At 60.8% G+C, this 12,237-nt stretch carries 12 protein-coding genes; 7 read left to right on the top strand and 5 right to left on the bottom strand.

The window, feature by feature from the left end:
* Positions 1 to 120 precede the first annotated feature (120 nt).
* On the top strand, positions 121 to 1,254 hold the full coding sequence (gene earP, locus RGM2987_RS19615; RefSeq protein ID WP_245144434.1) for an elongation factor P maturation arginine rhamnosyltransferase EarP: 1,134 nt from the start codon (positions 121 to 123) through the stop codon (positions 1,252 to 1,254).
* A 48-nt stretch (positions 1,255 to 1,302) separates the two neighbouring features.
* Entirely contained in the window at positions 1,303 to 1,872 is a 570-nt protein-coding gene (locus RGM2987_RS19610; RefSeq protein WP_003226785.1) for an elongation factor P, read from the top strand.
* A gap of 128 nt (positions 1,873 to 2,000) precedes the next feature.
* Here the strand turns inward: RGM2987_RS19610 and RGM2987_RS19605 are convergent, their stop codons facing one another.
* The 3 genes from RGM2987_RS19605 to RGM2987_RS19595 all read right to left on the bottom strand — a co-directional run bounded on the left by RGM2987_RS19605 (position 2,001) and on the right by RGM2987_RS19595 (position 4,287).
* A complete protein-coding gene (locus RGM2987_RS19605; RefSeq protein ID WP_245144433.1) occupies positions 2,001 to 3,014 on the bottom strand; it encodes an alpha/beta hydrolase in 1,014 nt (337 codons plus the stop codon).
* A 35-nt stretch (positions 3,015 to 3,049) separates the two neighbouring features.
* On the bottom strand, positions 3,050 to 3,469 hold the full coding sequence (locus RGM2987_RS19600) for an organic hydroperoxide resistance protein (protein WP_003199389.1): 420 nt from the start codon (positions 3,467 to 3,469) through the stop codon (positions 3,050 to 3,052).
* Between the two features lie 356 nt (positions 3,470 to 3,825).
* Positions 3,826 to 4,287 (bottom strand): MarR family transcriptional regulator, encoded by a 462-nt coding sequence (locus RGM2987_RS19595; protein ID WP_245144432.1) that lies wholly within the window; start codon positions 4,285 to 4,287, stop codon positions 3,826 to 3,828.
* A 143-nt stretch (positions 4,288 to 4,430) separates the two neighbouring features.
* On the opposite strand from RGM2987_RS19595, the gene RGM2987_RS19590 reads away from it, so the two are divergent.
* Positions 4,431 to 5,180 (top strand): sulfite exporter TauE/SafE family protein, encoded by a 750-nt coding sequence (locus RGM2987_RS19590; protein ID WP_245144431.1) that lies wholly within the window; start codon positions 4,431 to 4,433, stop codon positions 5,178 to 5,180.
* Here the strand turns inward: RGM2987_RS19590 and RGM2987_RS19585 are convergent.
* On the bottom strand, positions 5,170 to 6,024 hold the full coding sequence (locus tag RGM2987_RS19585; RefSeq protein WP_245144483.1) for a LysR substrate-binding domain-containing protein: 855 nt from the start codon (positions 6,022 to 6,024) through the stop codon (positions 5,170 to 5,172). The genes RGM2987_RS19590 and RGM2987_RS19585 overlap by 11 nt on opposite strands.
* Before the next feature lie 97 nt (positions 6,025 to 6,121).
* Between RGM2987_RS19585 and RGM2987_RS19580 the strand changes: the two genes are divergently transcribed.
* Both RGM2987_RS19580 and RGM2987_RS19575 read left to right on the top strand, forming a co-directional pair.
* A complete protein-coding gene (locus RGM2987_RS19580; RefSeq protein WP_245144430.1) occupies positions 6,122 to 6,343 on the top strand; it encodes a DUF1127 domain-containing protein in 222 nt (73 codons plus the stop codon).
* Between the two features lie 64 nt (positions 6,344 to 6,407).
* On the top strand, positions 6,408 to 7,637 hold the full coding sequence (locus tag RGM2987_RS19575; RefSeq protein WP_245144429.1) for a winged helix-turn-helix domain-containing protein: 1,230 nt from the start codon (positions 6,408 to 6,410) through the stop codon (positions 7,635 to 7,637).
* A 133-nt stretch (positions 7,638 to 7,770) separates the two neighbouring features.
* On the opposite strand, the gene RGM2987_RS19570 is transcribed toward RGM2987_RS19575, so the two are convergent.
* Positions 7,771 to 9,117, bottom strand: a complete 1,347-nt coding sequence (locus tag RGM2987_RS19570) for a 3-deoxy-7-phosphoheptulonate synthase class II (RefSeq protein ID WP_245144427.1) — start codon at positions 9,115 to 9,117, stop codon at positions 7,771 to 7,773.
* A 143-nt stretch (positions 9,118 to 9,260) separates the two neighbouring features.
* On the opposite strand from RGM2987_RS19570, the gene RGM2987_RS19565 reads away from it, so the two are divergent.
* Together RGM2987_RS19565 and RGM2987_RS19560 are read left to right on the top strand one after the other, a co-directional pair.
* Entirely contained in the window at positions 9,261 to 10,016 is a 756-nt protein-coding gene (locus RGM2987_RS19565) for a spermidine synthase (RefSeq protein ID WP_245144424.1), read from the top strand.
* Between the two features lie 479 nt (positions 10,017 to 10,495).
* Positions 10,496 to 12,169 carry a DEAD/DEAH box helicase gene (locus RGM2987_RS19560; RefSeq protein ID WP_245144421.1) on the top strand — a complete coding sequence of 558 codons (1,674 nt, stop codon included), beginning with the start codon at positions 10,496 to 10,498 and terminating at the stop codon, positions 12,167 to 12,169.
* Positions 12,170 to 12,237 lie beyond the last annotated feature (68 nt).

Raw genomic sequence — 12,237 nt, 5'->3', positions numbered from 1 at the left:
GGCTGCTTCCTGGCAGGATCGTGGACAGGCCTGATTGTCGCATGAAGATTAATCGCCGTCGGCTCTTCTGCATCACAGGTTTATTCGGGACAATCGGGCATTTGCCACAAGGAGTCGGGAATGACCGTGCGCTGGGATATTTTTTGCACCGTTGTCGATAACTATGGCGACATCGGCGTCACCTGGCGCCTGGCTCGGCAACTGGTGGCCGAGCATCATTGCACGGTACGGCTGTGGGTGGATGACCTGCGGGCCTTCGAACGGCTCTGTCCAGGGATCGACGCCAGCCTTGACGAGCAGTGGCAGCAGGGTGTGCAGGTACGACATTGGCCCCAGACCTGGCCGCCTACCGAGGCCGCGGATGTGGTGATTGCCGCGTTCGCCTGCCAACTGCCTGGTGTCTATATGGACGCGATGGCCGAGCGCCAGACTACGCCATTGTGGATGAATCTCGACTATTTGAGCGCCGAGGACTGGGTGGTGGGCTGTCATGGCTTGCCTTCGGTCAAATACAAACACGTGCAGAAGTACTTTTTTTTCCCGGGCTTCCAGGAGGGGACGGGCGGTTTGCTGCGGGAGGCGGGGCTTCTTGAGCACCGTCGGCAATTTCAGCAGGATGCCGAGGCGCAGCGAAATTTCCTGCAAGGATTGGGCGTCGATCGAGCGCCGGATGCGTATCTGATTTCGCTCTTCGCCTACGAAAATACTGGCCTGGCCAGTTGGTTCGACGCGATGGCGACGGGCGACGAGGCCTTTCAGGTGCTGGTTCCCGAAGGTCGGGTGCTGGGGGACGTAGAGCGCTGGCTCGGGGTCGCTGACCTGAAGGCCGGAGCGGTGCATCGGCGTGGTGCCCTCACGGTCCAAGTGCTGCCGTTCATCCGGCAGGATCAGTACGATCAGTTGCTGTGGTGCTGTGATTTCAATGCGGTGCGTGGCGAAGATTCCTTCGTACGCGCCCAGTGGGCCGGCCGGCCCATGCTCTGGCACATCTATCAGCAAGAGGAAGACGTTCACCTGGAAAAACTCGAGGCGTTTCTCAGGCTGTACACCCGGGGCCTGGCGGAGCCGGCGGAAAAAGCGATCAGCGGTCTTTGGCGAGCCTGGAATGCCGGCCAGGACATGACCGGACACTGGAAAGCTGCCCGCCAACAGCAGCCGGAACTCGCTAAACATGCCCAGGTCTGGTGTCTGGAACAGGCCTCGCGGCCGGATCTTGCCGCGGCGCTGGTGAAGTTTTATGGAAATTGGATATGATACGCGGCCTAGATTTTTGTCATTCCCATCCAAATTCGGATATTCGCAATGAAAACTGGTAAAGAACTCAAACCCGGTACAGTGATTCGTATCGACAACGATCCTTGGCTGGTTCAGAAAGCTGAATTCACCAAGTCGGGTCGTAACAGCGCGATCATGAAGACCAAGCTGAAGAACCTGCTGACCGGTTACAAGACCGAAACCGTCTACGGTGCGGACGACAAACTGGACGACGTGATCCTCGACCGCAAAGAAGCGACCCTGTCCTTCATCAGCGGCGACACCTACACGTTCATGGACACCACCGACTACACGATGTACGAGCTGAACGCCGAAGACATCGAAAGCGTTCTGCCTTTCGTTGAAGAAGGCATGACCGACGTCTGCGAAGCCGTGTTCTTCGAAGAGCGCCTGGTTTCCGTAGAGCTGCCGACCACCATCGTGCGTCAGGTTGACTACACCGAAGGTTCCGCTCGCGGCGACACTTCCGGCAAGGTCATGAAGCCTGCCAAACTGAAGAACGGCACCGAGCTGTCGGTGGCTGACTTCATCGAAATCGGCGACATGATCGAGATCGATACCCGCGAAGGCGGTTCCTACAAAGGCCGCGCTAAATAAGCGAAGTCTTGTGCATGAAAAAGCCCGACCATTGAGTCGGGCTTTTTTATTTCTGCTGTCTGGAATCGGCAGTGGACCCTGTGGCGAGGGAGCAAGCTCCCTCGCCACAAAGGTTGCGGCTGGTCCCATCACTTCAAGTGCTGTTTAAGCTCTTCGGACACCTGCAACATCGCCGAACGCACCGCCGGCACCTGGCTGACGACGTTGAGCAGGCCGTAGTCATGGATCATGCCGTTGTAGCGCACCGCCGTGACGGGAACCCCGGCTGCGTCGAGCTTGCGGGCATAGGCTTCGCCTTCATCACGCAACACGTCGGCTTCTGCAGTCTGCACCAGCGCGGGCGGCAGGCCTTTGAGCTGGGTGGTACTGGCACGCAGTGGCGAGGCGTAGATCTCGTTGCGTTGGCCTGCGTCGGTGGTGTAGTTGTCCCAGAACCACTTCATCATGTTCTTGCTGAGGAAGTGTCCCTCGGCGAACTGGTTGTAGGACGCCGTCTCGAAGCTGGCGTCGGTCACCGGCCACAACAGGGCCTGGAAGCGGATCGCTGGCGTCCCTTTGTCCTTGGCCATCAGCGCTACGACCGCCGCCATGTTGCCACCGACGCTGTTACCCACCACCGCCAGGCGTTTGCCGTCGACGTTGATCTGCTTGCCGTGCTCGGCCACCCATTTCGTTGCCGCATAGGCCTGGTTGATTGCCACCGGGTAATGCGCCTCGGGTGACGGCGTGTAGTTGACGAACACCGCGACGGCGCCCGAGCCCGCCACCAGATCCCGAACCAGGCGTTCGTGGGTCGGGAAGTCTCCCAGTACCCAGCCACCGCCGTGGAAGAACATGAACACGGGCAGCTCACCCTTGACCCCGGCCGGGCGGACGATCGTCAGGCTGATCGGTTGGCCATCGACCTGGATGGTCTTCTCGCTGACGTCAGCCTTGGGCAAGGTCAGTTTCACGCCCGCCTGGGCGCCGACCAGAACGGCGCGGGCGTCTTTGGGCGAGAGTTGTTCCAACGGCTTGCCGGTGCCGGCGTTCAGTGCATCGAGAAACGCCTGGGTGTTGTGTTCCACGATGTTATCGGCGAAGGCGCTGCCAACGCTGAGGGCCAGAAGGGTACCGGTCAAGACTTTGCTGAGCGTTTTCATGTGCATCTCCTTGAGTTCGAATTCGGGTCGCTGGTTCAGACGGTCACGTGCAGGCGCACATCGACATTGCCGCGGGTGGCGTTGGAGTACGGGCAGACCTGGTGAGCCGCATCCACCAGGCTTTGCGCGTCGGCCTGGTCCAGGCCTGGCAGGCTGATGTGCAAGTCGATGTCGAGGCCGAAACCGCCAGGGATCTGGCCGATGCCGACATGGGCGGTGATCGAAGCGTCGTCAGGGATCTTGCGCTTGCTCTGGCTGGCAACGAATTTCAACGCGCCGATGAAACAGGCCGAGTAACCGGCGGCGAACAGTTGTTCAGGGTTGGTTGCTGCACCGCCTGCACCGCCGAGTTCCTTGGGCGTGGCGAGCTTGACGTCGAGGATGTTGTCGCTGGAGATCGCACGACCGTCGCGGCCGCCAGTGGAAGTTGCGATTGCGGTGTAGAGAGTTTGCATGATCAGAGCCTCGTTTCTGGGTGGTTTATTTGCACTAAATATTTGCGCGCTAAGTAGGTGTGAAGAGAATGTATAGCGCTAATGTTTAGTGCGCAAGATAAATTTTTGAGATTTTTCGAATGCCGTAGAAGAAGGGGCTCGAAACCCTTGATCTAGAGCCGTTCAGGAGGGGAAAAATTTTTCAGGGTTTGATGGGTAATTGCTTCTTGGGGGCAGGACTGCCGCCATCGCGAGCAAGCTCGCTCCCACATTGGATCTGTGGTGTTAACAGCACCTGAGGCTGGCTTGGTCCCTGTGGGAGCGAGCGGGCTCCGGGCGTTGATTCGGCGATCCGACGATTAGCAGTGGATGCGTGATCAGAGGCTGTCTTGCAAATTCCCGCGCAGCGCCTGCAGGTCCTCTTGCAGCTTTTTCAACTGCTCCAGCGTCTGGCCGCTGGCGGCGAGGATGCATTGGGGAATGTCGAGAGCTTTTTCGCGTAGGGCGCGGCCTTTTGCGGTGAGTTCGACAATCACCACGCGTTCGTCTTCCCGGCTGCGAGTGCGGCTCAACAGGCCTTCAGCCTCCAGGCGTTTAAGCAGTGGTGTCAACGAGCCGGGGTCGGTAAGCAGGCGTGTGCTGATTTCACCGACGGTCAAACCGTCCGTCTCCCACAACACCATCATCGCCAGGTATTGCGGATACGTCAGGCCCAAGGCCTGCAGCAGTGGCTTGTAGACCTTGGTCATCAGCAGTGACGTGGAGTGCAAGGCGAAGCAGACCTGATTGTCGAGCAGCAGGGCTGCGCAGGCTTCGGGGGTGTCGCGCTGGGTACTCATGGCAAAACCTTCATTCAATGAACGCTAAATCTAGCGGGCGAATCTTTAATGCGCCAGATAATTCTGGCGTCCTGAACAGAAGTTACATTTCCCCATTTGTCCGGAATGCGTAGGATAGACGCCTTGGTGAAGGGGAATGGTCTGTGATCGAAAGTCTGGTGTTCGTGGTGTTTGGCGCCTTGTTGGGCACATTGGGGGGATTGTTCGGGATCGGTGGGGGGTTGATCGCGATTCCGGTGCTGGGGGTATGGTTCGGCCTCGACCAGCAGATGGCCCAGGGTACTGCACTGGTCATGGTGGTGCCCAATGTGATGCTCGCGTTGTGGCGCTACCATCAGCGCAATCGCATCGAGATGCGCCATGTGCTGCCACTGGCCTGCATGGGGTTCTGCTTCGCCTGGCTTGGCTCGATCTGGGCCGTCGGGATCGATGCGCAGAGCATGCGCCTGGGCTTCGTGGCGTTCCTGATCGTGCTGACGCTCTACAACCTGGTCCGGATGTTCGCAGCCACCACGCCACCTTCTGCGCAGATGCGTTATGGCTGGCCATGGCTCGCTGTGCTGGGCGCGGTGTCGGGAACCATGGGCGGTCTGTTCGGTGTCGGCGGGGCCGTTGTCGCGACGCCGATCCTGACCAGCCTGTTCGGCACCACGCAAGTAGTGGCCCAAGGGCTGTCCCTGGCGCTGGCTTTGCCCAGCACCGGCGTGACCCTCGCCACCTATGCCTTTCATCACGAAGTGGACTGGAGTATCGGCCTGCCACTGGCCGTCGGTGGGCTATTGAGTATCAGTTGGGGCGTAAAAGTTGCCCACGCGTTGCCGGAGCGGCTGTTGCGTGGGCTGTTCTGCGGTTTTCTGGTGCTGTGTGCGGTGCTGCTGGCTCTTAAAGTTTGAAGCCTTCGACGATGTGCTCGGCCAGGCACTCGGTGATGGGTGATGGGTTGTGCAAGTTGCGGATCAGCATGATGCTGGCTTCGGGCAGTTCCGGCAGGCCTTCGGCCTCGCCCAGTACCCGCATGTCCGGAGTCAGCAGGCTTTCCAATTGTGCAGTGATGGCCAAGCCGGCGCCCACTACGGCCATCAGTGCCGACAGGCTCGAGCTGTTGTACGCCACGCGATAATCGCGGCCCATCGCATCCAGCGCATTACAGGCCCATTGCCGGCAGAAGCAGTCGCTGTTGAACATCGCCAGCGGCAGCGGTGTCTGCTCATGGACGTTGAAGCACGCGGCTTCCGCCCAGACAAATCGCTCCTTGCGCAACAGCTGGCCGATCTCGTCCCCCGGCTTGCGGGTGACGATGGACAGGTCCAGGTCCTGGCGCAGCAGCAGTTGCTTGGACGATTCGCAGTGCACTTCAATTTCGATCAAGGGATAGAACTGGGCAAAGCGCTGCAGGATCCCCGGTAGAAAACGCATCACATAATCGTCCGGCGTGCCGATGCGCACCGTGCCGACCATGTGCGGTTCGCGCAGGGTATTGAATACCTCACTGTGCAGCTTGAGGATCCGCCGGGCGTAACCCAGCAATACCTGACCTTCGGCGGTGAGCTTGACCTGACGCCCGTCACGTTCGAACAGCCGCCGCTGCAATACATCTTCTTCCAGCCGCTTCATCTGCATGCTGACGGCCGACTGGGTGCGATTGACCAGTTCGCCGGCCCGAGTGAAACCGCCCTGGTCTGCAATGGCGACGAAGGTACGCAGCACTTCCGTATCGATACTCGGGTAACTCGACAATTGATCAATCTCCGAGATGTATTGCATAAGAAACATTCGTTGGATTGATCTTACCGTTGGCGAGAGACTTGAGCCATCCCCAACGGAGGACATCACGATGAAAGGTCAAAAAGGTTATCTACTGATAGACAAACTCTCGTCCCATGGCTTCTCGATCAGCGGCCTGCTGCACAAGTTTAGCCGCTGGTACGAATTGCACCATGAACGCGAACTGCTGGCCGGAATGAGCGACGAGGCGCTCAAGGATATCGGCGTCAGCCGCGCCGACGTAGAGCAGGAGGTGGTTCGACCATTCTGGGATGACCCAATGCACAAATGAGCCATCCTTCCCTACACAAACCCCTTATTGGTGAGGTAGGTTGCGAGCAGACAAGGAGATCTCCATGCCCGCGACTCTGTCCTTTACCCTCAAACAGGCCCGGCGTCTGGCGTTGGCCGCTCAGGGATTCAATGGGCGGTCGCCGCCAGCTTCGGTGCAATCCACGCACCTCAACCGGTTGATCGAACGCCTGGGCGTAGTGCAGATCGATTCCGTCAATGCGCTGGTGCGCTCGCATTACCTCCCGCTGTTCTCCCGTCTCGGTCAATACAACCCCGATTTGCTCGATCAAGCGGCCTGGAGCCAGGGCCGACGTCGGACGCTGTTCGAATATTGGGGGCACGAAGCGTCGCTGCTGCCCATGTCCATGTATCCGTTGATGCGCTGGCGCATGCACCGAGCGTCGCGTGGCGAGGGGATCTACCAGCAATTGGCTCGGTTCGGCCAGGAGCGGCAGGACGTGATTCGCCGGGTCCTGGACTCGGTCCGGGAGCAGGGCGCGCTGGGCGCGGGCAGCTTGTCCACGCGCCAGGAGAAGGCCGGCCCTTGGTGGGACTGGAGCGCCGAAAAGCATGCCCTGGAATGGCTGTTCGCTGCGGGTGAGGTCACGGTGGCCGGACGCCGGGGGTTCGAGCGGCTCTACGACTTGCCGGAACGGGTGCTGCCCGCCGCCGTTCTGCAACAAGCGCTACCGGACGAGGCCCAGGCCCAGCGCGGCTTGTTGATGCATGCCGCCGAGGCCTTGGGTGTGGGGACAGAGAAGGACCTGCGTGACTATTTTCGCCTCGATCCGGCTGACAGTCGCGCGCGCCTGGCTGAACTGGAAGAGGCCGGTGAATTGCTGCGCTGCGAGGTCCGGGGCTGGAAGCAACCGGCCTGGTGTCGTCCCGGGGTGAAAATCCCGCGCAAAGTGGCGACCAGCGCCTTGCTGTCGCCGTTCGACTCGCTGGTCTGGGAACGCAGTCGCACCGAGCGGCTGTTCGACTTTCGCTATCGCCTGGAGATTTACACGCCAGCCCACAAGCGGGTGTATGGCTATTACGTCCTGCCATTCCTGCACAACGAGCGCATCGCCGCTCGGGTTGACCTGCGGGCGGAACGGGCCCTGGGGCGGCTGGCGGTGCACGCGGTGCACGAGGAAGCGCCCGGGCTGGACGAGGAGGGCGTGCAGGCGCTGGCGCTGAACTTGCGGCGCATGGCTGATTGGTTGGGGTTGGAGTGGGTGCAGCTTAATTGTCGGCGTGAGGGTGGGGTTCGGTTGGCGGGGGTGTTGGCTGAAATAGGCTGCAACTGAGAGGGCCTCTTCGCGAGCAAGCCCGCTCCCACAATGACCGAGTCGTTCACAAGTAGTTTGTTCACTGAAGATCAACTGTGGGAGCGGGCTTGCTCGCGAAAGCGATCATCCAGGCGCTACAGAACCATCTGATTCACCGCCGCACCTGCTTCAACGTCTCGGCAATCAAGAACGCCAATTCCAATGACTGATCGGCATTCATCCGTGGGTCGCAGTGGGTGTGGTAGCGGTCAGACAGTCCGTCCTCGGTGATGGGCCGGGCGCCGCCGATGCATTCGGTGACGTTCTGCCCGGTCATTTCGATGTGAATACCGCCAGCGTAGGTGCCTTCGGCTTCGTGAGCCTGGAAGAACTGCTTCACCTCGCCGAGGATCTGCGCAAAGTCCCGGGTCTTGTAGCCGCTGCTGGCCTTGATGGTGTTGCCATGCATCGGATCGGAGCTCCACAGCACCTGCTTGCCTTCGCGCTGCACGGCGCGCAACAGCGGCGGCAGGTGATCGGCAACCTTGTTCGCGCCCATCCGCGCGATCAGGTTCAGGCGGCCAGGATCGTTGTCCGGGTTGAGCACCTCGATCAGGCGGATCAAGTCGTCAGGGTCCATGGTCGGCCCCACCTTGACCCCGATCGGGTTGTTCACCCCGCGCAGGAATTCGACATGGGCACCGTCCAACTGGCGGGTGCGGTCGCCGATCCAGAGCATGTGGGCCGAGCAGTCGTAATAGTCGTTGGTCAGGCTGTCGCGGCGCACGAAGGCTTCTTCGTAATTGAGCAGCAACGCTTCGTGGGCGGTGAAAAAACTGGTTTCGCGCAGTTGCGGCGAGCTGTCCATACCGCAGGCACGCATGAACGCCAGGGTTTCATCGATGCGGTCGGCCAGGTGGCTGTATTTTTCCGCCAGGGCCGAGTTGGCGATGAAATCCAGGTTCCACTTGTGGACCTGGTGCAGGTCGGCAAACCCGCCCTGGGCGAAGGCACGCAGCAAGTTCAGGGTGGCAGTGGACTGATGGTACGACTGCAGCAGCCGCTCCGGGTCCGGTACACGGCTTTTTTCGTCGAAGCCGATGCCGTTGACGATGTCGCCCCGATACGCCGGCAGGGTCACGCCGTCGATGGTTTCGTCGTTGGCCGAGCGCGGCTTGGCGAATTGGCCGGCCATGCGCCCGACCTTGACCACCGGGCAGCCGGCGGCAAAGGTCATCACAATCGCCATTTGCAGCAACACTTTAAAGGTGTCGCGTATCTTCGCCGCCGAGAATTCGGCAAAGCTCTCGGCGCAATCGCCGCCTTGCAGCAGGAAGGCGCGGCCCTGGGTCACCTCGGCGAACTGGCGGCGCAACTCCCTGGCCTCACCGGCAAACACCAGTGGCGGGTAACTGGCCAGGGTCTGCTCCACGTGCAGCAGGTGGGCTGCGTCGGGGTAATGGGGTTGTTGCTGGATCGGCAAGGCGCGCCAGCTGTCAGGACTCCAGGGTTGGCTCATCATGATCTCTAGGTGGTTTTCGCTCGGACGGCCATGTTAGCAGCAAATTAGTGCGTGACCTGTTTGCGTCGCTTCGCGGACAATTGCTCTTTTGCCCAGGTTCTGCGCGTAGCCGCGGCCGTCCGGTTGCATCAGGAGTTGAAATGACAGAGGAGCGCGTCGAGCATCTGCTCGCCGAGGTGCATGACGAGTTCGGCATGATCCGAGTCTTGGAAGTGGCCGACTACCGGTTTCTTGAATTCGGCGATGCCATCGAGCAGAGCTGTGTGTTCACCGCCGATCCGAGCTGGCTTGAATACGACTACACCCGCGCCATGTTGATCGGCGCGTTGTGTCACGAACAGCCGGAGAGCGCGCTGTTCCTCGGGCTGGGGGCCGGGACCCTGACCCAGGCCTGTCTCAAGTTTCTGCCGCTGGAAGACGTCGAAGCCATCGAGTTGCGCCCCGACGTGCCGCGCCTGGCCATTGAATACCTGGGGCTGGACGACGATCCGCGGCTGTACATCCGCGTCGGCGATGCCCTCGAGCTGCTGGAAACCGCCGAGCCTGCGGACCTGATTTTCGTCGACCTCTATACCGATGTCGGCCCCGGCGTCGGGCACTTGGCGTGGGGTTTCCTTGAAGACTGCCAGAAACGCCTCAACCCGGGCGGCTGGCTGGTCATCAACCAATGGGCCACCGACGATGGCAAGCCCCTGGGCGCTGCGCTGTTGCGCGGTTTGTACCACCGGCACTATTGGGAACTGCCGGTGAAGGAGGGCAACGTGATCCTGATCGTGCCGTCCGACCTGGACCAGGTGTTGGACATGGACGGATTGATCACGCGGGCCGAGGGATTGGCGCCGCGACTCGGGTATTCGTTGTTGCCGTTGATCAAGGCGATTCGGCCGGCGACTTGAGTTGGTGAACAATGCAGGCCCGAGGGCACTGTCCTGTCTGGTGCTCTTGTGGCGAGGGAGCTTGCTCCCGCTGGGGCGCGAAGCGTCCCCCTTCGGTACTGCGCCTGCTTCAAGGCGTCTGCTGCGCAGCCGAGCGGGAGCAAGCTCCCTCGCCACAGGTTTCGGGTGAAGCAGAGACCCTGTGGTGAACCTGCTTTACCCAAGGTGAAACGTTTTAGTCCCTGTAAAAAAAGCTCCCTTTTTGGCCGAATTCCGGTATAGTGCGCGCCGGCCTTTAGCCGGGCCGCGTCAAGGTAGCGCAGTTTCCGAAGTCAGCTTCGGTTGCATGTCCGCACAACGGATGCTTCCAGACGTTCTTTTTCATTCATTCGTTTTCGCAAATCCCCGCCGACAAAGCTGCCAGGGCGACTCTTGAGTCTCAACACGGCATGCGCAGCTTTGGAGCATGGGTCTTTGCGGATGCACTTAGAGGCAGACCCATGACCCAGGAACTCGGCGGCTTCGCCGCTTTCAATCTCAATCCGAACATTCTTGCAGCCGTCGCAGCGACCGGCTACGAAGAGCCTTCGGCTATTCAGCAGCAATCGATCCCGATCATCATGGCCGGCCACGACATGATTGGCCAGGCGCAAACCGGTACGGGTAAAACCGCAGCGTTCGCCCTGCCGATCCTGCATCGCATCGATCCTGCCAAGCGCGAGCCGCAAGCCCTGATCCTGGCGCCAACCCGAGAGTTGGCGCTGCAAGTAGCAACCGCTTTCGAAACCTACGCCAAGCAAATGCCTGGCGTTACCGTTGTGGCCGTTTACGGCGGTGCCCCGATGGGGCCGCAACTGAAAGCCATCCGTAATGGTGCACAGATCGTTGTCGCCACTCCGGGTCGTCTGTGCGACCACCTGCGTCGTGACGAAAAAGTACTGGCCACCGTGAACCACCTGGTTCTCGACGAAGCCGACGAAATGCTCAAACTGGGTTTCATGGACGACCTGGAAGTCATCTTCAAGGCGCTTCCTGCGACCCGTCAGACCGTCTTGTTCTCGGCCACCCTGCCGCAGTCGATCCGTGCCATTGCCGAGCGCCATCTGCGCGATCCGCAACACGTCAAGATTCAGACCAAGACCCAGACCGTCACCGCGATCGAGCAGGCTCACCTGCTGGTTCACGCCGACCAGAAGACCTCGGCCGTACTGAGCCTGCTGGAAGTCGAGGATTTCGACGCCCTGATCATGTTCGTGCGTACCAAGCAAGCGACCCTGGACCTGGCCAGCGCCCTGGAAGCCAAAGGCTACAAGGCCGCTGCTCTGAACGGCGACATCGCCCAGAACCAGCGTGAGCGCGTGATCGACTCCCTCAAGGATGGCCGCCTGGACATCGTTGTGGCGACCGACGTTGCCGCCCGTGGCCTGGACGTTCCGCGCATCACCCACGTGTTCAACGTGGACATGCCGTACGATCCGGAATCCTACGTTCACCGTATCGGCCGTACTGGCCGTGCCGGTCGCGAAGGTCGTGCACTGCTGCTGGTCACTCCGCGTGAGCGCCGCATGCTGCAAGTGATCGAGCGTGTGACCGGTCAGAAGGTCGTCGAAGTTCGTCTGCCGGACGCTCAGGCCGTTCTGGATGCGCGCATCAAGAAACTGACCAACAGCCTGTCGCCGCTGGTGGCTGACGCCGAATCGACCCACGGTGATCTGCTCGATCGCCTGACCGCCGACATCGGTTGCTCCCCGCGTGCCCTGGCCGCCGCCCTGCTGCGCAAGGCCACCAACGGTCAGGCGTTGAACCTGGCTGCCATCGAGAAAGAGCGTCCGCTGGTGCCAAACAACGCACCGCGTGGCGATCGTCCTGAGCGCAGCGGTGATCGTCCGGACCGTGGTGATCGTGAGCGTCGTGCGCCGATCCCACTGGCCGAGGGTCGTGCTCGTTGCCGTACCGCGCTGGGCGCCCGTGACGGCATCGCCGCCAAGAACCTGCTGGGTGCCATCCTCAACGAGGGCGGCCTGGCGCGTGAAGCCATCGGTCGCATCCAGGTGCGTGACAGCTTCAGCCTGGTGGAACTGCCGGAAGATGGCTTGGAGAAGTTGCTGGCCAAGCTCAAGGACACTCGCGTGGCCGGCAAGCAACTCAAGCTGCGTCGCTATCGCGAAGATTGATCGGCCCCTGGGCTGATTGATCGAGCATGAAAAATCCCCGACTGGTTCGGGGATTTTTTTGCCTGTTG

The sequence above is a fragment of the Pseudomonas sp. RGM2987 genome, assembly GCF_022952855.1.
Lineage (GTDB): Bacteria > Pseudomonadota > Gammaproteobacteria > Pseudomonadales > Pseudomonadaceae > Aquipseudomonas.
This window is presented reverse-complemented; position numbering and strand designations above follow the sequence as displayed.